General features: G+C 37.3%; 25 protein-coding genes. 12 read left to right on the top strand and 13 right to left on the bottom strand.

Features of this window, described 5'->3' with window-relative positions; translation table 11 throughout:
- Positions 1 to 7: 7 nt before the first annotated feature.
- Positions 8 to 880: an RluA family pseudouridine synthase gene (locus H4J62_RS17630; protein WP_182217863.1), complete on the bottom strand. Its 873-nt coding sequence runs from the start codon at positions 878 to 880 to the stop codon at positions 8 to 10.
- 124 nt (positions 881 to 1004) lie between these two features.
- Between H4J62_RS17630 and H4J62_RS17625 the strand changes: the two genes are divergently transcribed.
- The 4 genes from H4J62_RS17625 to H4J62_RS17610 all read left to right on the top strand — a co-directional run bounded on the left by H4J62_RS17625 (position 1005) and on the right by H4J62_RS17610 (position 4386).
- Positions 1005 to 1346 carry a ribonuclease E inhibitor RraB gene (locus H4J62_RS17625; protein ID WP_070374451.1) on the top strand — a complete coding sequence of 114 codons (342 nt, stop codon included), beginning with the start codon at positions 1005 to 1007 and terminating at the stop codon, positions 1344 to 1346.
- An 86-nt stretch (positions 1347 to 1432) separates the two neighbouring features.
- A complete protein-coding gene (locus H4J62_RS17620) occupies positions 1433 to 1645 on the top strand; it encodes a hypothetical protein (protein ID WP_182217865.1) in 213 nt (70 codons plus the stop codon).
- 661 nt (positions 1646 to 2306) lie between these two features.
- Positions 2307 to 3545 (top strand): 3-oxoadipyl-CoA thiolase, encoded by a 1239-nt coding sequence (gene pcaF, locus H4J62_RS17615; RefSeq protein WP_182204376.1) that lies wholly within the window; start codon positions 2307 to 2309, stop codon positions 3543 to 3545.
- Between the two features lie 190 nt (positions 3546 to 3735).
- Positions 3736 to 4386: a lysoplasmalogenase gene (locus tag H4J62_RS17610; RefSeq protein ID WP_182231355.1), complete on the top strand. Its 651-nt coding sequence runs from the start codon at positions 3736 to 3738 to the stop codon at positions 4384 to 4386.
- A 6-nt stretch (positions 4387 to 4392) separates the two neighbouring features.
- Here H4J62_RS17610 and H4J62_RS17605 read toward each other — a convergent pair whose 3' ends face one another.
- A complete protein-coding gene (locus tag H4J62_RS17605; RefSeq protein ID WP_182217868.1) occupies positions 4393 to 5325 on the bottom strand; it encodes a LysR family transcriptional regulator in 933 nt (310 codons plus the stop codon).
- Between the two features lie 107 nt (positions 5326 to 5432).
- Between H4J62_RS17605 and H4J62_RS17600 the strand changes: the two genes are divergently transcribed.
- The gene (locus tag H4J62_RS17600) at positions 5433 to 5960 is read left to right on the top strand and encodes an NADPH-dependent FMN reductase (RefSeq protein ID WP_182217870.1); all 528 of its coding nucleotides are present in this window, start codon (positions 5433 to 5435) and stop codon (positions 5958 to 5960) included.
- Here H4J62_RS17600 and cobD read toward each other — a convergent pair.
- The 5 genes from cobD to H4J62_RS17575 form a co-directional block, all read right to left on the bottom strand.
- Positions 5934 to 7004: a threonine-phosphate decarboxylase CobD gene (cobD, locus tag H4J62_RS17595; RefSeq protein ID WP_182217872.1), complete on the bottom strand. Its 1071-nt coding sequence runs from the start codon at positions 7002 to 7004 to the stop codon at positions 5934 to 5936. The two genes, H4J62_RS17600 and cobD, sit on opposite strands and share 27 nt — an antisense overlap.
- A complete protein-coding gene (locus H4J62_RS17590) occupies positions 7004 to 7969 on the bottom strand; it encodes a CobD/CbiB family cobalamin biosynthesis protein (RefSeq protein ID WP_182217873.1) in 966 nt (321 codons plus the stop codon). Before H4J62_RS17590 ends, cobD begins: the two co-directional genes overlap by 1 nt.
- Positions 7966 to 8658, bottom strand: a complete 693-nt coding sequence (locus H4J62_RS17585) for a histidine phosphatase family protein (RefSeq protein ID WP_182217875.1) — start codon at positions 8656 to 8658, stop codon at positions 7966 to 7968. The genes H4J62_RS17590 and H4J62_RS17585 overlap by 4 nt, the downstream gene beginning before the upstream one ends.
- Before the next feature lie 75 nt (positions 8659 to 8733).
- Entirely contained in the window at positions 8734 to 9348 is a 615-nt protein-coding gene (locus H4J62_RS17580) for a phospholipid-binding protein MlaC (RefSeq protein WP_182217877.1), read from the bottom strand.
- Positions 9349 to 9516: 168 nt separating this feature from the next.
- Positions 9517 to 10104, bottom strand: a complete 588-nt coding sequence (locus tag H4J62_RS17575) for a TetR/AcrR family transcriptional regulator (protein WP_070374442.1) — start codon at positions 10102 to 10104, stop codon at positions 9517 to 9519.
- 299 nt (positions 10105 to 10403) lie between these two features.
- Here H4J62_RS17575 and H4J62_RS17570 point away from each other — a divergent pair, with 299 nt between their 5' ends.
- Positions 10404 to 11399 carry a catalase family peroxidase gene (locus tag H4J62_RS17570; RefSeq protein ID WP_182217878.1) on the top strand — a complete coding sequence of 332 codons (996 nt, stop codon included), beginning with the start codon at positions 10404 to 10406 and terminating at the stop codon, positions 11397 to 11399.
- A gap of 185 nt (positions 11400 to 11584) precedes the next feature.
- On the opposite strand, the gene H4J62_RS20535 is transcribed toward H4J62_RS17570, so the two are convergent.
- The 5 genes from H4J62_RS20535 to H4J62_RS17545 form a co-directional block, all read right to left on the bottom strand.
- A complete protein-coding gene (locus tag H4J62_RS20535; protein WP_259364828.1) occupies positions 11585 to 12493 on the bottom strand; it encodes a hypothetical protein in 909 nt (302 codons plus the stop codon).
- Between the two features lie 408 nt (positions 12494 to 12901).
- Positions 12902 to 14377, bottom strand: a complete 1476-nt coding sequence (locus H4J62_RS17560; protein WP_182217880.1) for a carbon starvation protein A — start codon at positions 14375 to 14377, stop codon at positions 12902 to 12904.
- Positions 14378 to 14864: 487 nt separating this feature from the next.
- Positions 14865 to 15299 (bottom strand): tetratricopeptide repeat protein, encoded by a 435-nt coding sequence (locus H4J62_RS17555; RefSeq protein WP_182217882.1) that lies wholly within the window; start codon positions 15297 to 15299, stop codon positions 14865 to 14867.
- A 369-nt stretch (positions 15300 to 15668) separates the two neighbouring features.
- Positions 15669 to 15950 (bottom strand): hypothetical protein, encoded by a 282-nt coding sequence (locus tag H4J62_RS17550; RefSeq protein ID WP_182217884.1) that lies wholly within the window; start codon positions 15948 to 15950, stop codon positions 15669 to 15671.
- A 159-nt stretch (positions 15951 to 16109) separates the two neighbouring features.
- Entirely contained in the window at positions 16110 to 16985 is an 876-nt protein-coding gene (locus tag H4J62_RS17545) for a LysR family transcriptional regulator (RefSeq protein WP_182217886.1), read from the bottom strand.
- 101 nt (positions 16986 to 17086) lie between these two features.
- Here H4J62_RS17545 and maoP point away from each other — a divergent pair, with 101 nt between their 5' ends.
- Positions 17087 to 17407 carry a DUF413 domain-containing protein gene (gene maoP / locus H4J62_RS17540; RefSeq protein ID WP_182217888.1) on the top strand — a complete coding sequence of 107 codons (321 nt, stop codon included), beginning with the start codon at positions 17087 to 17089 and terminating at the stop codon, positions 17405 to 17407.
- 98 nt (positions 17408 to 17505) lie between these two features.
- Here the strand turns inward: maoP and H4J62_RS17535 are convergent, their stop codons facing one another.
- Positions 17506 to 17988 carry a DUF1353 domain-containing protein gene (locus tag H4J62_RS17535; protein ID WP_182217889.1) on the bottom strand — a complete coding sequence of 161 codons (483 nt, stop codon included), beginning with the start codon at positions 17986 to 17988 and terminating at the stop codon, positions 17506 to 17508.
- A gap of 124 nt (positions 17989 to 18112) precedes the next feature.
- On the opposite strand from H4J62_RS17535, the gene H4J62_RS17530 reads away from it, so the two are divergent.
- From H4J62_RS17530 to H4J62_RS17510, 5 genes are all read left to right on the top strand, one after another.
- A complete protein-coding gene (locus tag H4J62_RS17530) occupies positions 18113 to 19459 on the top strand; it encodes a magnesium transporter (RefSeq protein ID WP_182217891.1) in 1347 nt (448 codons plus the stop codon).
- Positions 19460 to 19848: 389 nt separating this feature from the next.
- On the top strand, positions 19849 to 20067 hold the full coding sequence (locus H4J62_RS17525) for a hypothetical protein (RefSeq protein ID WP_182217893.1): 219 nt from the start codon (positions 19849 to 19851) through the stop codon (positions 20065 to 20067).
- Between the two features lie 26 nt (positions 20068 to 20093).
- On the top strand, positions 20094 to 20345 hold the full coding sequence (locus H4J62_RS17520; protein WP_182217895.1) for a hypothetical protein: 252 nt from the start codon (positions 20094 to 20096) through the stop codon (positions 20343 to 20345).
- Positions 20346 to 20871: 526 nt separating this feature from the next.
- Positions 20872 to 21777 carry a 30S ribosomal protein S6--L-glutamate ligase gene (gene rimK, locus H4J62_RS17515; RefSeq protein WP_070374431.1) on the top strand — a complete coding sequence of 302 codons (906 nt, stop codon included), beginning with the start codon at positions 20872 to 20874 and terminating at the stop codon, positions 21775 to 21777.
- A gap of 14 nt (positions 21778 to 21791) precedes the next feature.
- Positions 21792 to 22021, top strand: a 230-nt coding sequence (locus H4J62_RS17510) for a succinylglutamate desuccinylase/aspartoacylase family protein (RefSeq protein ID WP_182217897.1), incomplete at its 3' end; no start/stop codon positions are given.

Below are 22021 nucleotides of genomic sequence, written 5' to 3'. Positions count from 1 at the left end.
ACAACACTTAGCCAAGAGCATTTAATGAGGGCATTAAATGTTCAGGCACTTTAAACGACCTCTGCTCTGCGGTTAGCGGGCAAATAAAATTAAGTGCCACGGCGCACAGCTGTAAGTTAATACTTTCTTCAATGCTGGCGTCGCCAACTTCCCCGTGTAATCTATCGCCAACCACCGGCATATTAATACTTGCAGCATGACTTCTTATTTGGTGTTTTCTCCCCGTATCAATAATAACTTGCACCAACGAGGTGTTATTTTTTTCATTATAAGCAAGATGGCTAAAATGGCTGCTGGCGCTTTTACCATCGACATCACAGGTTAATGTGTCAGGTTGTGGTCGTAAACGATGATCGCCGTGAATAATAATATGATAAATTTTCTCTAAGTCATGTTTTTCAAACATCGCACTTAATGCGCGCGCTGCTTTTTTACTATGGGCAATTAGAATTAATCCGGTGGCTGCTCTATCTAAACGGTGAACAATAAATGCGGGGCGCTCAGGGGATAAATGTGTTTGAGCCCAACGGGCAATCGTGCAGTGATCACTCCACTTTGAACCTTGAGATAACATACCGTAAGGTTTATACCATACGCTATAATCAACATCGTCATTAATTAATAACGCTTCATTAGGCTGTTGGCTTAATACTTGTTCGTCATAATAAAAGTGTAGGGTATCGGTTACTTGTAATGGCTTTTTGATGCGTCGCAAACGCTGTGTGCTTTTACCACGGGTTAACCATAACGCACCTCGTTGAATAGCCTGTTTTAATTGAGCATTACTTAATGAGCATGCTTGGTTAAGTTCGCCAATAATGCTGCTATTTTCTGTATTAACATCGATATGAAGCTCAAATTTATGCAAGGCTATATTCAAGGTGAGTGATTCGTTGGTAAGTTATATCGCTAGTTTACCAAAAATAATCGCTAACTGAATTGGTATTATGTTTTTCATCAGATAAAATAGCGAATTAATGCCTACAAAGATAAGATGAAAAATAATGAACCGTGATTTAGCCCTATTTCCACAAGACAATGTTGGTGATGCCTTATGGCAAATGATGATTGATGGTGATGATTTAAACCAAGCCCGTGAAATTGAGTTTTCAGTGATATTTCCTAACGAAGAAGCCGCTTTGAAATTTGGTCAGTTACTTTTAGAAAACAATCAAAAACTCTCTTTTTGTCCTTATGAAGGCAATGATGATTTTCCTTGGGAAATTACCGCTTATCCTTTTGTTGGCGCCAGTTATGAAAATATTAGTTCCTACCAAAATTTATTGATTTCAAGCGCTGAGCCGTTAGGTGGTCAATATGACGGGTTTTATTGCGCCGCTGTTTAATTTAGCGCTCTTATATTAATAAAAGTGCAGATCCATTGACTATTACCCAGATGCTGAAGGCTATTTAGCATTAATAAGGCAGCTTTATGCTTGATATAACACAGTTTAACCTATTAAAAAAAAGCAGTGCAAAGTCATTTAACGATCAAAAAGCATTGATTAAAAAAGTGATGGCGGGCCGTGAAATGAAATGTGAAACTTGCGGCAGTATACTGCGTTTAATTGTCCCTGAAGATAAAAGTACTCCGGGTGTTTATTGTGGCAAAGGCTGTACCGATATCTGTTTAGACTTTATTTAAGCGATAAAGTAAATTTAACTCACTGGAGCAGAGCGACAATTTTCTTTTATTAATTTATTATTTTCTACCGGTATTTATACGGTCGCTTCAGTTTCTAAGATTGCTTGCCGATCAGGGAGTATTGAAGCACCAATGCCAGTAAAGACTTATTACCAAGCGTATTCAATAGTTTGATATTCACAGGTGGCTAAAACCTTATTGATTCATCGACCATAACCACTTTTAATTTATCGAGTGCATCACAAGGTGCTCGATTGATAAAGGGCATGATTTGTCTTCAGCAATATAAATTGAAGGTTGCTGAGCAATAAGCCAAGCTTTTTCGCAGTAAGTTGATGGTTGTATTGTCAGATAATAGTCTTGTCAGATAGCAAAGACGTTTTTGTAGTTTTCAACTGAATGAGCTGGAGTAACACGCCTGTCACAAGGATTTTGTGAGTCATCAAGGTTAACTGGATATGATCAATCTCTTCGGTGATTTTATTAATAAATCGGGATTCTCAGAAAAAGAGGGTGAATAGACTTGGCGTTGTCAACGATTTCTTATGCTTTTACCGGTAAAGAAAAAATAGTTAAAGTAAAAAGTGCTTATCATGGCGCTTATGATTATGCTGAGGTCAGTTAGATCGCAGCACCGATAAACTCAAAAGAGAATATATACATGAGTGCCTTTTCAACAAAAACTGAAAACAGCGGACAAAATGAAGTCTTTATTTGTGATGCAATTAGAACACCCATTGGCCGTTATGGCGGCTCGCTAGCGACTATAAGGGCTGATGACCTAGCCGCCTTACCCTTAAAAGCATTAATGGCACGAAATCCAACTCTAGATTTTAGCCAAGTAGACGATGTTATTTTAGGTTGTGCTAACCAAGCAGGGGAAGACAACCGTAATATTGCTCGTATGGCAACGTTATTAGCCGGCTTACCTTACCAAGTTCCCGCAACAACGCTAAACCGTTTATGCGGCTCAGGGTTGAATGCTGTCGGCATTGCTATGCAAGCGATTAAGTCAGGTGAAGCTGAAATGATTATTGCCGGTGGTGTTGAAAGTATGACTCGCGCGCCTTTTGTGATCGGCAAAGCGGAAAGTAATTTTTCGCGTACTCAAGAAATGTTTGATACGACTATGGGCTGGCGCTTTGTTAACAAAGCACTCGATAGCGCTTATGGTACTGAAAGTATGCCACAAACAGCAGAAAACCTTGCCGAAGAGTTTAACATTAGCCGAGCAGACCAAGACAAGTTTGCTTTTGCTAGCCAGCAAAAAGCGGCGAGTGCCCAACAAGCTGGATTTTTTGCCGAAGAAATAATGCCTGTCAGTGTTATAAAAGGTAAAGAAGAGCCGATTATTTTCTCTCAAGATGAGCATCTTCGCCTAACAAGCTTAGAAAAAATGTTAGCACTCAAACCTTTTGTTCATGCCAAAGGCAGTATTACCGCGGGTAATGCCTCAGGGATTAATGATGGCGCTGCCGCAATATTATTGGCGTCAAGTCAATCGGTACAAAAAAACAACTTAACCCCGATAGCTAAAGTGCTAGGTATGGCTGTCACTGGTGTACCGCCACGTATTATGGGGATTGGCCCAGTACCGGCAACACAAAAACTATTAAAACGTTTAAACTTATCGCTTGAAGATATCGACCTTATTGAACTGAACGAAGCTTTTGCAGTACAAGCTTTAGCTTGTATTCGAGAATTAGGTTTACAAGATGACGATCCGCGTATTAACCCACAAGGTGGCGCTATTGCCTTGGGGCATCCTTTGGGCATGAGTGGTGCGCGTTTAATAACGTCTGCGGCTCGACAGCTACAACGTACCAACAAGCGTTATGCACTGTGTACTATGTGCATAGGTGTCGGCCAAGGCATAGCCTTAATTATTGAGAGAGTTTAAGTCATTTAAAAGCCGAATAGCTGAAAAAGGGCGTAGGGTATACTCCCTTTTTTGTCTGTGCTAACAAATAGCGATCACTAGTTTAGCGATATTATCTCGAGCTAAATGATAACTTATTTTCTATTTTTAAGTAGATAGTGATTTTTACCAAAGGTTTATACCAAAGGTTTATACAAAGAAGATGACAGCAATGACCCGATCCCATTTACTTTTATTTTTACTTACTGCCTGTGGCTTTATGGTGAGTATTTTTTTTAAGCCTTATCCGCTGAGCTGGTTAGTAAAAATTTTGCCGATATTAGTGTTATTGCATTTTTCATGGCAAAACAGTAGAGGTACTAAAGAACGCGCTAATAAGTTATTTATGATCGGTTTGGTTTTCTCTATTTTTGGCGATTTCTTTTTAGATTATGACCGAGTTAATTGGTTTGTACTCGGTTTAGCGGCTTTCTTAGTAGCTCATCTTTTTTACATCTTTAGCTTAAAGCCCTTAGTAGCCAAGCCTATTATCAGTAAACGTTTACCACTTATTGGGCTCTATTGTATCTATGGCGTTGGCGTGTTTTTGGTCATATACGCTGGCTTAGGCGAGTTATTTATCCCTGTATTGGTTTATATGACCATACTGCTATTAATGGGGATCACCACCTTACTTTCACAAAAAGCTAATATTTGGCTAATTATCGGCGGGCTCAGTTTTATTCTTTCTGATTCATTAATTGGGCTTAATCAGTTTTATCATCAAATACCTTATGCCAGTGTTTGGATCATGATTAGCTATTACTTCGCCCAACTGGCATTAGTTAACGGCATGTTTACTCAGGATAATAATTTAGCGTAGTTGTGGTTAACTATCGCCTAACTTATCGACAATAAAGTCGATAAAGCATTTCACTTTAGCTGGCATATTTTTTCTGCTGGGATAAACCAAGTAAACACCAATGTTTATTGGCATAAAGTCTTCAAACAAGGGCACTAATTTCCCTGTTGCCACTTCTTCACGTAAATTAAATAATGGCATACGAATAATACCTTGTCCTGCTAAGCATAACGAAATCATCATTTCTGAGTTATTACATGATACTCGACTGGTTACATGTGTTTGCGTTACTTGGCCATTCTGGGAGCTGTACTGCCAAGTTTCGGGCGTTTTTAAGTTACGGTAACTGATCATGTGATGATCGACCAATTCATCGGGATGTTTAGGTCGACCATATTGTGTTAAATACTCAGGAGAAGCGAGTGTTAAGCTAGTTGAGTTCATAAAACGTCGGCTAATTAAGCTTGAGTCTTCAAGTTGCATAGCGGCTCTTATCACAATATCAAAGCCATCAGCAATCAAATCAACTTTATGATCGTTTAAGTCGATATCTAAGGTTACTTTCGGATACTTAGCCATAAATTCAGCGAGGATCGGCCGAATACGAGAAACACCTATACCAATAGGACAGCTTAACTTTAATCGACCTTGCGGTATTTGCTGACGTCCAGAAAGGCTATTTTCAACGTGTAAAGCATCTTCAATGATCTGTTGGCATTGCTGATAATAGACTTCGCCTTCCGATGTTAAACTTAAAGTTCGGGTCGTGCGGTGTAGCAAGCGGACGCCTAAACGGGTTTCTAGCTTACTAACCTCCTTGCTGATATAAGACGTAGAGTGCTGCATTTTTTCAGCGGCATTGACAAAACTTTTGCTTTGCACAACTTGGACAAAAACAGCTATACCATCAAGTAAGTTACTTTGACTTTGTGAAGAAGAAAATAGTGTATTAGCTTTCATATGGAAATAATGTATCTGTAAGTAAGTTATTAATCTTATATAGGAAACAAATTACACTATCTTCACTGAAATACCTATTGTTACCTTTTCTTACCTTTGGAGTTTATATGAAAATTATCGCTTTTGCTGCCAGTAGTAGTCGTCAATCTATTAATAAACAGTTAGTGAGCTATGCCGCTAGTCTCGTTGAGAATGCACAAGTTGAAGTACTCGATATTAATGATTATGAAATGCCTTTATATAGTGCTGATAGAGAAGCTGAACTCGGTAAACCGCAGTTAGCACAAGACTTTCTTGATAAAATAGCCACTGCAGATGCTTTGGTCATAGGTTTTGCCGAGCATAATGGTTCTTATACGGCCGCCTATAAAAACTTATTTGACTGGAGCTCTCGCACGCTACAAAAAGTCTATCAGCATAAACCTATGGTTTTATTAGCGACGTCACCAGGACCTGGTGGAGCTGCAACTGTTCTTGCCGCCGCTGTAGGATCGGCACCCTTTTTTGATGGCGAGGTAAAAGCCCATTTATCTATACCTAGTTTTTATGACAATTTTGATGCCGACAAAGGACAGTTAAAAAAGGGTGAGTTAGCTGAAAAGCTCGCTTCAGCTATGGCTATGCTCAGCCAATAATTTTGCTAATATCTGGTATTGTTCTTGATCAGGTATGCCAAAACGCAAAGCATTTTTTTCGTCGCACAAGCGCACGTAAAGTCCTTGGCAACAGAATTTTTGATAAAGTTCTGTAGCTTGGGGATGAAAGAGAGTTTTAAATAAACCACACCCAGTGATGGTTATGCTTGGGTCATCGCTTTTATTTTGGTTAGGTAAAAAAGTTTTCGCTAATAACGCTTCTAACTTTATTGATAAAGCGATTAACTGCTGTCGTTGTGCTACTTGCCAGACTTTATTCTTTAAGGCTTGCTCAGTAATAAATTGAGCCGGGCCATTAACTTCCCAAGGTGAAGATAACTGCTGTAGTTTATTTATCCAAGAAGGGTGTGCACTTACAAAGCCGATTCTGATCCCCGCTAAGCCAAAAAATTTACCAATTGAACGTAACACAAAAAGATGTTTATTAGCCGTTAAGTGGATCAGCGATTGACTCGGTGTTATGACATCCATAAAAGCTTCATCAACAATTAACCAACCTGACAATGATTCAAGCGTCGTTAACAGTGTGGTTAATGTTTGCTGTTGCTGTAATTCACCGGTTGGATTATTAGGGTTAATCACCACAACAATCGCGTAGCGAGATAGCGCTTCGCAAGTGGGTAACTGCTGATAATTTTTTATGGTAAAACCAGCATCATGCCATGCTCGTTCATGCTCTTTATAGCCCACTTCCGGTAACCATACCTCTAACCCGTTTGCTGGCTGATTGATATGATTAAGATAGAGTGCAGGTAAACGAGCAATAACCGCTTGGCTGCCGCTCGTTACGCTAATATTCTGTGTACCATAATAATTTTTAGCCGCAGATAGCATTGCTTGGTTTGGCTGTGGTAACTGTTGCCAGATATTTGTAGGAATAGTGGGGATCGGGTAATTAATTGGGCTAATACCTGTTGACAAGTCTAGCCATTTTTCGAAAGGAATTTGATAGTGTTGGGCAACTTCATTGAGCTGACCACCGTGTACTAACAGGGGCGAACTTTCATTAGCTTTATTGTCCATCACAAATTTACACTATAAAAATAATGCAGGAATTGATAGCAAAAATAAGTAAAAATCAAAATAATAACCGCTTTATTGACCAGGTTTATACTACGAAAAATATCATTTTTAACAACGCTATTACCGCAACCTAATGGTATCGACGTTACTGCCTTGCCATGATAAGTCGCTGTTCCACCCAGCGTGAAGTTTAGAACGCTGGCGCCCGTCGCCATTACCCAACCGCCATTTAGGCTTTTATAATGCTGGCCTTGTCGATAACCATTATGTAGCGCACTGATCATTTTTGAGTAAGACAAATTTGTTTGGCAAGCATAAAGTAATGCGGTAATTTTTGCACTTGGCCAACCGAGTAAGTCGTCCATGCGGGCAGCACACCAACCAAAATTGATAAAACGTTGATTTTTATAGCCCCACATTGCATCTAATGTATTGGCGAGTCGATGTAAAATCACCAGTGGAATACCACCAATAATAAACCAAAAGAAACTAGCAACAGCCGCGTCATGACCATTTTCTAGGACAGACTCAACGGTTGCACGGGAAATTTCTTGTTCGGATAGGTCTGCTGTATTTCGGCTAACTAAATAACCACAAAAATATCGTGCGGTGGCTAAGTCATTTTTATTAAGGGGATTAAATATTTGTAAAGCATGTAATTTTAGACTTTTTAAACCGATAGCGAAATAAAGGACTAAGGCATCTAAGCACCAAAAAAACAGCTGGTTTTGGTGGAAGTAATAATAAAGAATAGGTAAAGGTAAACATAAGATAAGCCACGATAAAATCCCCAATAATCGAGGCAAAAATATGGAGGTTGTTTTCGGTGTCGCATGCTGAAAGTTAAAGGTATGCTCTATTACGGTACTTAACCAACCAAAGCCTACTAAAGGATTAAATCGTTTTACTTCGCCGAGCCAACGATCTAGTAGGTATGCCATCACCATGATCACTGAGCTTGTCATCGCGGCATTATCACTGCTGAAGGTTTAGTGATGTCGTGTGTAGCTATAAGGGTAAATACTTTAGTTTTACACTGGTAGGCAAGCTGAAAAATGCAGCCATTATCAAAGGCTTTTTGTTGACTGTTAATTGCTTGTTTATCAGAAAAATTTTCAACAAACAAAGATAAAAAACAGCGTAATATATCGCCGTGACTAACCACAAGAATACTCTTAATCGCTATGTTGTTGGGCTTAGTGGTCGTTTTATCTTGTGGCGTTTTTTGATCATCACTAGTATTAGCAATCTCAATTAATGCTTGTTGAAAGCGAAGTGCGCAGTCAATACCCGATTCTCCACTCGGCGGTGCGGAGGCGTTTACTTGATGAAAAATAGCATGGAAGTTTTTTTCTAATTTAACTTCGTCAATAACTTTTCCTTGCCAGAGGCCAAAATCTCGCTCGATTAAGGCCGGCGCAAAGTTAAGTGGACAATCTACTGTCACCTGACAAATTTCAGCGGTACTTTTTGCTCTTGGTAATGTTGAGCTTACAATAAGGTCTATCTTGTGATCAACTAGTTGCCTAGCAATTCCATCAGCTTGTCGATAGCCTTTATGGGTTAAAGGGCTATCTAACTGTCCTTGAAACTTCCCTATTTTATTCCACTGTGTTTCGCCGTGGCGCGTAAGATAAAAATTAATAACCGTCATTTATGCTAATACTTACTCATGCATTGATAATATTACAAAATATTTTAGCATAGCTTGATGACGGAATTAGAGAACTTATTGATTAAAAGAAGCTAACTCTAAGGTCACTTGGTCAATGCCACTCTTTTGGATCCGTTGGCTTATTTCAGCTTCTTTACTACTGAGTAAAGAGATACCTTCGATGATCATATCGTAAGCTTTCCATTGACTTGTTTGTCTGTCTTGGCGCATTTGAAAAGTAATGTTAATTTCAGGCGCATTGGCATTACGAATAACTGAATTAACACCAACAATTCTAGCGCCATTTGTTGATTTATGAGATTCAAATGCAACGTCTTGTTGTTTATATTGTTTTAACGCTATTGCGTAAGTTCTTACTAAGTAACTGCGCATAGAAACAACAAATTTTTCACGCTGTTCTGGGGTCATCGTTCTCAAATTTCTACCTAAAACCTTGAATGCGGCGTATTTGTAATCTATTGATGGCATTAACTCTTCTTCAACAATATCACGCATCAGTTCAGGGAATTTTTTCAGTGACTCTTGATCTTTAGCAATACGAGAAAACAAACGTTCTCCTGTTTCAGCAATTACTGTGTATGGAGAGTTTTCAATACTGTAGGCATTGCTGGAAAAGCTTGCCAATGAAGTCATGAATAAGAGAGTAAATATTGCCATTAAGTGTTTCATGTTTTTGTCCGTATTTGAGAGAGCGTATTAAGTGCTGAGTTCATTGTTAATTCATTAGGGGTATTTTACATACCGACCATGCGGTATGTAAATACTTTATTGATATTTTTTATTACTATTTGCTATATCGGCTGTGAAAAGCCAAGGAGATAAGTGAAAAGAGTGGCGTTAATGACTTCTAAGATTTCTAATATAGTTGCACAGTTCTTTGATGACTTTTTCAAAGAGGTCTTTGTTTTTAGAACTTTTACTTAAACTAGAAGAACCATGAAAAGTTGAGACAATAAAATAGGCAACTTGGCTAAAATCAATGTCGTCACGAAGCTGGTTAGCGACACGTTGTAAGTTAATGGCGATAAGTTGATTGAGTTGTTGCTGCATGTTTAAAATACGTAAGCGAAAGCCTTCATCTACGCCAGACATCTCTTGGCAAAGGTTGTTTAAAGGACAACCACAAACAATCTCGTCACAAGATGAGTTGGTATACATAGCGGTAAAAAAGTCGCACAAACCTTCAATAGGATCATCTACCTCTACTGCTGGCTGCCATAACTCTAAAAACATGGGTGTATAAATTTCTTCAAAAACAGCGTAGCCCAGCTCCATTTTATTTTTAAAATGATGATACAAGGCACCTTTTGAAACTTCACAGCGCACTAAAATACAAGATAAGCTTGTTGCGATGAAACCCTTTTTATGAATTTCATCTGCACTTATTTCTAGTATTTTTTGACGAGTTAGCTCTGCGTCTCTCATATTCACGACTTAATTAACTATTAATGATAATTCATTCTAACCGACCGGTGGGTAGGTTGTAAACCCAGCTTTTTTATTGATGAAATATTTGAAGTTGAATAAGAATGTTTTGTGTCATTAAATCATTATTATTTTCACCATAACTATGACAACAAATTTCTTTAGTCTTATGCAAGTTGGTCGTGAAATATTTATTACACTATTAAGGTCCTTTGCTATGCTTGTAGATAATACTCTAGATCTTATCTATGACATTTTTCGTCATTTGAACTATTGAAATAATCACTCTAAGGAAACCAATGAAACATAATCTCATTACCTCAAGTATTAGTGCTTTGTTTCTTATCACTACTGCTACAGCAACATCGAACGCTGCAGCCAATGATAAAGAAGTTGTCGCCAATGATTTTGTTGAAATATTTGAAAAATTGGGTGGGAAACATCCTGGCTATAGAAAAGCACATGCTAAAGGTTTGTGTGCATCAGGTACTTTTGTACCAACACCCAATCAACATTTTACTGGAGCTGCTTTGTTATCGAACGGCGAACTACCGGTATCTATTCGATTTTCCGTTGGCGGTTCAAATCCCAATAGTGATGAAAAAGCGGCTGGCACACGCGGCATGGGCATGCAAATAAAGTTACCTGATGGCTCTTTTCACACTTTTACTGGTAATAACTTTCCGGTGTTTGCCGGTAAAAATCCAGAAGTTTTTCATGGTTTTTTATCGACCTTACTTCCTGATGAAAATGGTAAAACTGATCCCGCTAAAACCATGGCATATATTCAGCAACATCCGAGTGTTCAAGCTAATGCTATGTGGAATAAAACAGCTAAAACAGCCGCTTCATTTGCCAACACTGAGTTCTTTGGTTTGCACACTTTTTACTTTGACCAACCTAATCAACAGAAAACTAAATTTCGCTGGACCATTGAGCCTAATTTAGGGGTTAAAACATTAGAAAAAGCTGAGGCTGCTAAAATGCCTACTGAGTTTTTAGCAGATACCTTTGCGCAACAGCTTAAAAATGAAACGGTTAGTTTTAACATTATGGCAAGTTTAGGTGAAGCACAAGACAGTGATATTGACCCATCACAACAATGGCCAAGTGAGCGTCCTCAAGTAATGCTAGGCACAGTGACCGTTAATACCAGTGGCAGCGATGCATGTAAAAATACTAATTTTGATCCTAATATGATGTCTGCAGGCTTTACGCCAAGTGATGATCCGGTATTAAGAATGCGCTCACCAGCTTATGCTATATCTTTTGGCAAAAGGTTGAGTGGTCAATAAGTGACTCGCTAGTAGGTATAAATCAGCATTGCTTTTATGAAATGGGGGTCAGTAAAACTGACCCCCATGTGTCATTGATTTGACAATACATGGTTAGCAAAGGGCAGTTTTTTCTTGTTTTTATGGTGAATGTTAACAAGTTTAATAATTAATCGCTTCTGGTAAAGTCTTTATGCAGAACAGCTTTATTTACTGTTTACTTCAAACATTATTTTTAGCCATCTTAAGTCTTTAGGCCCAAGACACGCTTTTTTGTGCAGAGATGGCGTTTGATAAACCTCCTTGTAAACATGACAAATAGCGACCTCAGTTAGTTCTCGCCATCTTTCTCCATCAAGTTCAGGAATACTGCCATCAGCTAAATTGGCGTCAGTTATCGGGTCATGCTGCAATTCTGTGGTACGTAGTGTCAACTCTAATTCTTGTAATATAGGATTAATAACCTGCAGTGTACTTGCATCGGCAAATTCTTTTGTAATATGTGCATCAGCTTCTTCTATAGATTTATTCAGCTGATGTTGGGAAAGTTTCTCTCCCGTAGGACGCAAGCCGTACTTGTTAATTATACCGCCAACACTGGGTAACAATGCTTTTGCCGCAATACCTACGCCCAATAATGGATTTACCACAGCGGCCAAACCACCCACTAATAGCATGCTATATGTGAGTTTTTTATCTAGCGCGTCAATTTGATCAGCCAAAGACTCAATACTGTTTGGATTACTTGCGCTTTTATTTCTTACCATTTCTTCTGCTGATTGGCGCATATAATCTTTAAGCATTTCTTCTGAATGTTGATTGGGAAAGTGAAAAACACGCCTTTTAGGCAGGTTGTTAATTTCTGGAACAGCATTCGGGAGACACCGCATGGTGTGTAAGGCAAATTTATATTCTGATAGTTGGAAAGGTATAACAAAATAGTGTTTTTCGTCATACTGGATATCGTTATATTTGTCTGACTTCTCTGCGGAAATAAATACGGGTAAGCCATTCACTTTTTCTTTAACAATGGAATAATTAGCCGCTAACTCTTCTGTAGCTTTGTCTGCAACTGAGCGAACGACATTGAGTCCTTTTTTAAAAAAATTTTGCATAAGTTTTGCAATTTCCTTGGCATGTTGTCAGTAACACGATAATGTTTTTTACTATAAGAGTACTAATACCCAATATTTTAGCTTCAGCATAATAATTATTGGCGTTTTGCGCGACAGTAACATTTTTTATATTGGCAAGGTTTCAAAGGCTAGGGAAATTAAAAATATAAGTGTACGCCTTCCTGTTGGCTGTTACTGCTTAGAATACGTTAATTATCTCCAGTTATCAATTTGGCTTAGGTCTGATTGAACCGCTAGAAAATAAGGACTTTCTTTAACTTTTTATCCTGAAAAGTTAACAGTAATTGCGCTTTATTGGGCAGATAAAAATCAAAAAGCAGTGCTAATTAGCACTGCTTTTGTTGTTAATGATAAACATCAAACATCAAACATCAAACATCTCAAATCTTAAGGTGATGTCGAGGCAATATTTACCCGTTTATTGTGTGCCAGTATTAATAAGATAAGTGAGATAACACCGACCACAGCCCCGATTAATTTGCCATATTCACTGGGTAAATTTAAGCCTATTCCTGCCGTCATAATATAAGAGACACTAACACTAGTACCAACAATGGCAGGTAAACTGACAATCCAATGGAAAGTGCCACGGTCAAACAAAAATTTAGTGGCTAGCCATAATACGCTGGTAGAAAGTAGCATGTTTGAAAAAGCAAAATAACGCCATATTATTGAAAAATCTAATTTTGTCATAAAATAAGCAATAATCAAAATAGGCACGGCTAACAAGAGTCGGTTGCGTAAACTTTGTGGGATATTAAATGCATCCACTAAGGTTAGACGCAAGGACCGAAAAGCGGTATCTCCAGAAGTGATAGGGAATATCGCAACGGCTATAATAGCCATAATGCCACCGAGTGCGCCAAGGTAGCTGTTTGCTATATGGTTAACCACTAAGCCAGGACCGCCTTGGTCAAGCAATGCTTTAAGCTCTGAGTAACCTTCAGGAAATGCTGCTATGCCAGCTAAGGCCCAAACACAACCTACAATGCCTTCGCACATCATCGCGCCATAATAGACTGGGCGTACATATTTTTCATTGGTTAAACAACGCGCGATAATCGGTGCTTGTGTCGAATGGAAACCACTAATTGCGCCACAGGTAATTGTTATAAATAATAATGGCCAGACAGGGAGACCGTCAGCATTAGGCTCTAAAAAGTCATGATTGTAATGGTCTGAGTTAAAATACCCCAAAAAATCACCAGCGACAGGTAAGTGTGGCGCATTCATAAGTAATGATACCGCGATAAGCGAGGTCATCACTATCATGAGTAAACCAAAAAGGGGGTAGAGCTTGGTTATTATCTTATCTATGGGTAACAGTGTTGCCAGTAAATAGTAGCCTAAAATAACTAAAACCCAAAAGGTATTACCGGCTAAAAATGTGCCTTCAAAATAACTTAAATTACTTAATAATCCGGCAGGACTCATGATAAAGACAACACCAACAAAAAACAGTAGCATGGTGGTGAATATCAACATTATCCCTTTAAAGTAAACGTTGTAATAGTGGCCTGCAATTTCAGGCAAACTTTTACCATCTTCTTTAATACTCATGACCCCAGAAAAGTAATCATGTACTGCGCCACCTAAAATATTACCAAGTACAATCCAAATAAGTGCAACCGGTCCATAGAGTGCACCAAGGATAGGACCAAAAATAGGACCTACCCCAGCAATATTTAAAAACTGAATAAGAAAGGCTTTAACCGGGTGGATGGCAACGTAATCAACCCCTTCTTCAAAACGTACTTGAGGTGTTTTGATGGTTTCATCAATGCCCGCTTGTTTTTCAATGAAAGGGCTATAAAACTTATAACCCAATATTAATAGAGTGATACAGATAAAAAAGATAATCATGATTGTTTATTACTCCGTTCTAGTGAATAGATCTATTCAGGGGGAGCACAGATTTGTGCAAGCGAATATTTGCTAAGTATTACCTATATATACTGAGTATCAAAGGAGAATTTATGTTTATTCCCCGCTTTATTTAGCGCTGGGCAATACTTTATTATCTCTGTTTGGTTTGATTTTTTTTGCTTTACATCAAATTTACAAAGTCATACACAGTATGAAAAATTATTTTGGCGATATATTGATTTTATATTAGGTGAGCAGCGTCGATAAAATGCATACATTCAATGCAGCAGTGATTGACTTTAACGGATATCAACTTTCCAACTAAAGCCGATAATACACAGAATTAATAACGTAAAGCGACCTTACTATAGCTTATAAATTAGACATTACAGTCGTCTAAGCTAGCAGGCGACTGTATTATTTTAGGTGGTAACTTGATTATTGATCAAAGCTAAATAAAGTCACTCGCTGGCCGATGAGTTATTTAGTAAGGACTCGATACTTCAGTTTTTAACGCTTCTAATAAATCATGAATTTCAGCTTTTAATTCTTTGTCGACAATTTTATTACAGCTGATTTTTGCTTTTTCTAAGTTTTCAATCGCCTGTTCTTTTTCACCGAGTTCAACTTGAAGTGATGCAACGGAGAAGCCAATTGATGAACGAAAATCTTTTGAATTAATCTCTTCTGCTTTAAGTAATGCTTTCTCGTAAATTGAAATAGCTAAGGGTAAATCGTCGGTAAAGTCAGCCAGTGTTTCCCACTGTACAGGATGGTCTTTATCGGTATTTTCATTATCATCACAGAGTTGTTTTAATTCACTGTAGCAATTGTCAAAGTTGATTTGATTTCTTTCCTGAGCAGCAAGCATTAACTCTCCAGCCAAAGCAAATACGCGCTTGTAGATTTTTGTATTCATGGTTTTTAGTACTCTTAAGTTGTTTGAGGTCTAGGTGCTAGCGGTTGACTTACAAGGTTTATTCTTGATTTGTGGTTTTTGATGCTATCAAGCCTTATTGTGTCATTATTGAAACCTAAATGGGCTGTTTGATATTTTAACACCAGTTTTAACTTTAGACTAGTTTAGACCTGAAAATTGAAGAGTTATGACTCAGTAATAAACCTAATCACTTTTTAATGGAAGTCAGTCGATAACAACGTTTTGCTTGAACTCACTCAATGGCAATCTTGTGGCGGGTAATCAATTCTTGCTAAAGAACTAAACGCGAATTAATTCATCATTAATTCGCGTTACTATTATTTTATCGATTAAGCGTTAATTATGCGCTTAATCCCAATCATCATAGTAATCTTGAGTGAACCTTCTCAGTTGTCGTTCTTCTTGCAGCTGTTCAATTTTTTTCTTGGCTAAATAGTTACGTTTGTTACTGTGTCTTGATTTTTTTACATCGCTAGGTGAGGTATGTAACTCAAATTCAGCAATGTTATTGTCACTATCGTTATCATTATCATCATCATTGTTATTATCATCTCCTTCGTTTGAAGATAGATCATAGTTAAAACTTATTTCATCAGAAGCTGATAACTCATAATTAGAATTGATATTCATTGTTATATCACCAAAGGATACTCAAGTAAAAACAGCATAATCTACGCTTTTTGCTAACAAGAAAAGTAAAATATTTTTACGTTAACGATAAATCATTTTTACTGAAAATATTTTGAATTTACTGTGCTAGTTCGCTATAAATTGCATCTGTTTTTCACGTTACTGGGGGCTCATAATAGCGGGGGCTTCTGGTTCATCTTTTCTCAGTAAATTTTTAATATCAATAATTCGTTCTTCATTCTCATTTTCTTTATGAAAGGCAATAAATAATTCACGTTCAAAAATAGGCAGGGCATTGATTTTAAATAACTTACCTTGCTCGATAAAAGGTTTCGCTAGCATGTCTGGTAGGTAGGCACTCCCGCCACATTGCAGCATTAAATCAAGTGCAATACGCGCTGTACTCGTTCTAATTGCAGGAATTGATATGTCAGAAAATTCTTTAGCATGCCAGTGAGTAAAGCTAGTTCCCCAATCAATCATAATATAACGTTGTAAGTCTGCGGGGCTTGTTACTTTGTTATTAAAAGTTGTCACGGGAATTAAATTAAACATATGTAAAGATTCAATCTTTAGCTCTTCTACTTTTGGGGGATCAAATAGAATCGCAACATCTAAAGTACGCTCAAGTAATTGTCTGGTTAATTGCTCTCGCGATAATATTTCAGCGATTAAACTGATTTGTGGTTCATTGCTATATATCTTTGAAATGGCATCATGTATATAAACATCCCAAGTATTAGGTGTGCCGGCAATATAAATGTGCGCAACTTTTTCAGTGCTTATGGCAATATCTTGTTTTGCCATTCGAAGGGTATTGATCATAAGCTCCGCGTAGGGGACAAGCTTTTCTCCTGCGGGTGTTAATTGAATATTATTTCTGGTGCGCTGAAACAAGGTCACATTAAAGTATTTCTCTAACTGACGAACTCTAGTACTAACCGCCGCTTGGGTCAGATATAGGTTTTCTGCCGCTTTACCAAAGTGACGACAATCCTTAACTTCTAAGAAGGTTTTAATTAACTCAATATCCATACTGCAATCTCTTATCGATACGATAATTATTATTTGTTTTACAGCCTTGCTTGTTAGCCGCATAATCCGCTAAAACCTATACCCTGTCAATAGAGGCGCAAATGACTTTAATACATGGATTTATTGCTGCAACACAATTTTACGATGATGTACATTTTCCACGTGGTTTCAGAAAATCTGGAGATTTCAATATCGCCGAAGCAGAATTATTAACACAGGTAGGCAAACGTTTACAGATGTTAGAAAAAGCTATTTGTTCGCCAGAAAATGAAGTTGAAATACAGTTTGTAAACATGTGTGAATCACAACTTGAAGGTCAAACTAAAGTTGAACTGTTGTGGAAAAAATACATAAAAATAACCAGGCATAAGTCGTTTCACTGTTTAAATGGCAGCATATTTACTCAAGCAGCAGCCAGTTAGTCGATAAAATAATTAATATGCAGTAGATTTAAGGATAAACTTACCGATAAGTTTATCCTCTTCTTAACGAATTCTCAGTTGAAACTTTTAAAATTATCCTATTTGTCCTCAGGTAATAACGTCGGCTTAGTTTTGCGCTGAAATGTTAGCCAATTTACCCAACCAAAAGCCATACACAGTACCCATATAAAATAATCAATCAGCAGTAGTTCGTTTCTTTCTATACCGACTTTGCGGATCAGTGTTGACCATTTTAAAAAACCATAGCCTTCTTTAAATTTAAATATTTTATCATCCTGCTTCGCCCATAAATAATTATACTCAAAGCAAAAGTCATGCAAAATAACTGGGATGAGTAATAACCCTGTTGGCGAGAAGAAAAGCCAGACTATTGCCGGGTACGAACTACCATCAAAAATAAAGCCTTTCGGAATTATAACGATTCTTTTGTTAGGTAAGGTATAATGCCAATCTTCGATAAGTTGCCATTGCCGCTTCTTAAAAAGTAATCGCCAAAATTTGGAATAAAATGAAAACTTTTGCGTTTTTATAGCAAAAGGCTGTAACTTTGGCATTTTCATTAGTTTTCTAGTTTAATGATTAGAGAATAATGCGATTCTATAGTTAAATAACCCATAAAATAAAACGCAAAATTTTACTTAGTTTGATTCAAAAAATTTGTTGAAATCTTTATTAGGAAATTAAATGTCCCTAGAACTACTCCCTACTTATATTGAAAAAATCGAAGAACTATTAGCCAACGATCTTCAATTAAATGAATTAGCTGCTGAAATTGAAGATACGCTCATGCCAGAGCACGTAGCAATTCTTTTAGAAGCTTTTCCTATCAAACCTCGATTAAGTCTTTGGGCGTTGTTGAGCGCAGATTATCAACAAAATATTTTTCTAGAGATGAAAAATGAATCTCGGCAGATGTTATTAAATGCAATGGATGACGATGCCTGTTTTCCTTTATTTGATAAATTAGATGCCAACAGTTTAATAGAACTTACTGAAGATTTAAGCGATCGCTTCATTGAATATGCTGTCACAAAAATGACAGCTAAACAAAGAGAGTATTTAAAAAAGGCTCAAGATTATTCTGAAGATGAAGTAGGGCGCTGGCAAAGCTTTGACGAAAAAAGAATTTCGCAAAAATTGAAAGTAGCAGCAGCAAAGAAAGTGTGTGCAAAAAATTTATTACCATTAACTGAAGTTATTTATGTTGTTGATAATAATGCCCAATTACTTGGTGAGATCCCCATCAATAAACTGTTGCTTTTAGATGGGGATACTCCCTTAGCCAGTGTAGAGTATCAAGATGTTCAAGTTTTAGAAGCCAGTAAAGATATAGATGAATCAATTGACGAAGTGATCCTTTCTGGAAAATCAGCATTACCTATCGTTGATGAAAATGGTCATTTAACCGGCCGTTTAGATTTGCACTCTGCTTATAGATACAAAGACCAGCATAAAGATAATCAATTAATGCAATCGGCTGGTTTGAGTGATGAAGAAGATTTATTTGCCAGTGTTTGGTTAAGTAGTAAAAACCGAGCGATTTGGCTGGGTATTAACCTAGTGACTGCATTTTTAGCTTCTTGGTTTATTGGTTTATTTGAAGCGACCTTACAACAAGTTGTTGCACTTGCCGTGCTTATGCCGGTGGTTGCATCGATGGGCGGTATTTCCGGTAGTCAAACGTTAACCTTGATTATACGTGGTTTAGCGTTAGGGCAAATTAGTGATGCTAATAGGCAGGCTATCGTTAAAAAAGAGCTTAAAGTTGGCGCAATTAATGGCATGTTATGGGCGACGGTCATCGGCATCATCACTTTTTACTGGTTTGAAAATCCAATGCTATCAGTCACCATTTGTATCGCTATTTTAGGTAATATTTTAGTTGCTTCGTTATCAGGGGTTTGGATACCTTGGATATTAAATAAATTTAACATCGACCCAGCATTATCTGGAGCTGTTATTTTAACAACCGTAACAGATATATTTGGTTTTATAGCCTTTCTTGGCTGCGGTACCTTATTACTGCTTTAGAAAAATCAGCTTAATTAACGTTTTTATTGTTATTTTAGCGATAAAAATAGTGGCTATTCTCAGCGCTGAAAAGAATAATGTTGCTGCTTCTTGCAGACCAATTTAATTTTTTAAGCCGCTGGGAATTATTTTATTGTTAACAAATAATCGATTTAAATAATCTATTTTAAATGTAACCTCTTGTTTTTAATGGGTTTGTTGTTTTTTTTATTCTCTCCCCGTCACGCTTTAATCTTCCAGTACTCACACTCATTATATCAAGGGTTAGCTATTTTCCTTGTTTAACAAAAAAAATTGATTAGTTAAACGAAAATATTTTGCTTTTCAATTCTCAAATAGTGGAACATTATCCATCCAGAATCTAATTATGATTTTTTTGAAGGCAAAAAATGAATATTGATACATACGAAAGTACTGGCATAGGTAGCAATTTGAATTTCAATCCTGGTATCTCCGGATTCGAAGTAACGAGTGGCTCTGCAAATAAAAAAGAAATTAGCAATATCGCCAAACAGAAATATCTGGTTAAAGAAAGATTAGATATTTTAAATGAAAAAAGGTTCCTTGACCGTCAACTTAATTCATTAAGTGACTATTGGGATATGTAAGTAATTTTAATGTAAAGAGAATATTTATGAAAAAAACAATTTTAGCTATCGCTTTATTAGCCCTAACTTCAAGCATAGCGCACAGTGAAGAAGCAGAACCTGCTTTAATGGATGCACCTAGTGACTACGTATCAAGTCTTTTAAGTCAATGTAAAGAATACGCTATTGAAGATGAAATAGCAGAAACTGATATGAAAACTTATTTATTAAATTGTATCAATGATGAATTAAAAGAAGGCGATTACAAAGCAATAAAGGTTTTACCTAAAGACGAGTAATCGTTTTGTATTACCAGCTTGTCTAAGTCACTCAAATTATTTAGACCACTTAATATAAGTGGTTTTTATAATTTGAGTTCACTTACTTCACTTCATCTATTCGTAAATAAACACAGCTATTCATTATTCTCAACAAACTTCCCCCTCATTTTTTGTTCTAAAACTCTACCAGTATTGCCATTTTAAAAATCATATACAAAATAATCTGCCATTATTCATTTAAGCCATTTTTCCTGGGAAAATCACAGTTTAGTCCAATGTTGTAGAGCCCATAAATTTGTCTAAACAAGTAAAATTTGCTCAGTGATTTATCCTAATAAATTTTAATCGTTATTTTTTCAACTATTGACGTAAAATATTCTATAATAACGACTTTATAATTATATAAATCGCCGTCTAATCATTTTATTTGATTAAACGTATCGAAATATAGCGCTTTATTATTTAATGAGCTAGCTATACACACGATATTACTTATTACCTCACTTTTTAACCTTAAATAAAGGTGAGCACTACAGGACTTATTATGAAAGTTGCTATCTTATCTAGAAACAAAAATCTTTACTCTACGCGCCGTTTAAAAGAAGCCGGCGAAGCTATGGGACATGAAGTTGATATTATCGATACATTACACTGTTATATGGATATCACGAGTACTCGTTCAGCTGTGCGTTACAAGGGTAAAGAATTGCCAAAGTATGATGCAATTATTCCTCGTATTGGCGCCTCTGTAACTTTTTACGGCACGGCTGTGGCAAGACAATTTGAAATGATGGGTACCTTCAATATTAATGAGTCCGTCGCTATCAGCCGCTCACGCGATAAATTACGGTCATTACAGTTGCTATCGCGTAAAGGTTTGGGTTTACCGCGAACGGGTTTTGCAAACAAGCCTGATAATGCCAAAGATTTAATTAAAAATGTTGGCGGCGCGCCGGTGGTTATTAAATTGCTCGAAGGCACGCAGGGCATAGGTGTAGTCTTAGCCGATACCGCTAAATCGGCTGAAGCCATCATCGAAGCATTCATGGGCTTAAAAGCGAACATCTTAGTACAAGAATTTGTTAAAGAAGCCGGTGGTGCTGATATTCGCTGTTTAGTGATTGGCGGTAAAGTGGTTGCGGCGATGAAACGTCAAGGCGCTGAAGGTGAGTTTCGTTCTAATTTACATCGCGGCGGCTCTGCTACTGTAGTTAAATTATCGAAAGAAGAGCGTGACACAGCAGTTAAAGCGGCAAAGGCGATGGGCTTGAACATGTGTGGCGTCGATTTACTGCGTTCACAAAATGGTCCTATGGTCATGGAAGTTAATTCATCTCCTGGCCTTGAAGGTATTGAAAAAGCGACGGGCAAAAATGTTGCTGGGATGGTGTTTGAGTTTTTAGAAAAAAATGCAAAACCTCATGACACCAAAACACGTGGCAAAGGATAATTAAAGAGAGTTTTATGGACATATTACGTATAGGTGAGTTCGAAATTTTACCTGGAGAGCAGCGCAAAATAGAGTTGCCGGTTGCTAAGTTATATACCGATGCCGACGTTTCTTTGCCTGTTCATATTATTCGCGCTAAAAAACCGGGGCCCACTATTTTTTTGAGTGCGGCGGTACATGGCGACGAATTAAATGGTATTGAAATTATTCGACGCTTGATCCACGAAAAGAAACTTAAAATAAC

The sequence above is a fragment of the Colwellia sp. BRX8-5 genome (genome assembly GCF_014077325.1).
GTDB lineage: Bacteria > Pseudomonadota > Gammaproteobacteria > Enterobacterales > Alteromonadaceae > Colwellia_A.
The sequence above is the reverse complement of the archived record's forward strand: the minus strand, read 5'-3'. Positions and strand labels throughout refer to the sequence as shown.

What these genes read in the sequence shown, in the direction of transcription:
- H4J62_RS17610 (WP_182231355.1), top strand. Translation starts at nt 3,736, where the DNA reads ATGACCCGATCCCATTTACTTTTATTTTTACTTACTGCCTGTGGCTTT.
- pcaF (WP_182204376.1), top strand. Translation starts at nt 2,307, where the DNA reads ATGAGTGCCTTTTCAACAAAAACTGAAAACAGCGGACAAAATGAAGTC.
- H4J62_RS17580 (WP_182217877.1), bottom strand. Translation starts at nt 9,348, where the DNA reads ATGAAACACTTAATGGCAATATTTACTCTCTTATTCATGACTTCATTG.
- H4J62_RS17560 (WP_182217880.1), bottom strand. Translation starts at nt 14,377, where the DNA reads ATGATTATCTTTTTTATCTGTATCACTCTATTAATATTGGGTTATAAG.
- H4J62_RS17545 (WP_182217886.1), bottom strand. Translation starts at nt 16,985, where the DNA reads ATGGATATTGAGTTAATTAAAACCTTCTTAGAAGTTAAGGATTGTCGT.
- H4J62_RS17550 (WP_182217884.1), bottom strand. Translation starts at nt 15,950, where the DNA reads ATGAATATCAATTCTAATTATGAGTTATCAGCTTCTGATGAAATAAGT.
- H4J62_RS17570 (WP_182217878.1), top strand. Translation starts at nt 10,404, where the DNA reads ATGAAACATAATCTCATTACCTCAAGTATTAGTGCTTTGTTTCTTATC.
- H4J62_RS17600 (WP_182217870.1), top strand. Translation starts at nt 5,433, where the DNA reads ATGAAAATTATCGCTTTTGCTGCCAGTAGTAGTCGTCAATCTATTAAT.
- maoP (WP_182217888.1), top strand. Translation starts at nt 17,087, where the DNA reads ATGACTTTAATACATGGATTTATTGCTGCAACACAATTTTACGATGAT.
- H4J62_RS17605 (WP_182217868.1), bottom strand. Translation starts at nt 5,325, where the DNA reads ATGAAAGCTAATACACTATTTTCTTCTTCACAAAGTCAAAGTAACTTA.
- H4J62_RS20535 (WP_259364828.1), bottom strand. Translation starts at nt 12,493, where the DNA reads ATGCAAAATTTTTTTAAAAAAGGACTCAATGTCGTTCGCTCAGTTGCA.
- H4J62_RS17590 (WP_182217873.1), bottom strand. Translation starts at nt 7,969, where the DNA reads ATGACAAGCTCAGTGATCATGGTGATGGCATACCTACTAGATCGTTGG.
- H4J62_RS17535 (WP_182217889.1), bottom strand. Translation starts at nt 17,988, where the DNA reads ATGAAAATGCCAAAGTTACAGCCTTTTGCTATAAAAACGCAAAAGTTT.
- H4J62_RS17625 (WP_070374451.1), top strand. Translation starts at nt 1,005, where the DNA reads ATGAACCGTGATTTAGCCCTATTTCCACAAGACAATGTTGGTGATGCC.
- H4J62_RS17620 (WP_182217865.1), top strand. Translation starts at nt 1,433, where the DNA reads ATGCTTGATATAACACAGTTTAACCTATTAAAAAAAAGCAGTGCAAAG.
- H4J62_RS17555 (WP_182217882.1), bottom strand. Translation starts at nt 15,299, where the DNA reads ATGAATACAAAAATCTACAAGCGCGTATTTGCTTTGGCTGGAGAGTTA.
- H4J62_RS17520 (WP_182217895.1), top strand. Translation starts at nt 20,094, where the DNA reads ATGAAAAAAACAATTTTAGCTATCGCTTTATTAGCCCTAACTTCAAGC.
- H4J62_RS17530 (WP_182217891.1), top strand. Translation starts at nt 18,113, where the DNA reads ATGTCCCTAGAACTACTCCCTACTTATATTGAAAAAATCGAAGAACTA.
- cobD (WP_182217872.1), bottom strand. Translation starts at nt 7,004, where the DNA reads ATGGACAATAAAGCTAATGAAAGTTCGCCCCTGTTAGTACACGGTGGT.
- rimK (WP_070374431.1), top strand. Translation starts at nt 20,872, where the DNA reads ATGAAAGTTGCTATCTTATCTAGAAACAAAAATCTTTACTCTACGCGC.
- H4J62_RS17575 (WP_070374442.1), bottom strand. Translation starts at nt 10,104, where the DNA reads ATGAGAGACGCAGAGCTAACTCGTCAAAAAATACTAGAAATAAGTGCA.
- H4J62_RS17585 (WP_182217875.1), bottom strand. Translation starts at nt 8,658, where the DNA reads ATGACGGTTATTAATTTTTATCTTACGCGCCACGGCGAAACACAGTGG.
- H4J62_RS17525 (WP_182217893.1), top strand. Translation starts at nt 19,849, where the DNA reads ATGAATATTGATACATACGAAAGTACTGGCATAGGTAGCAATTTGAAT.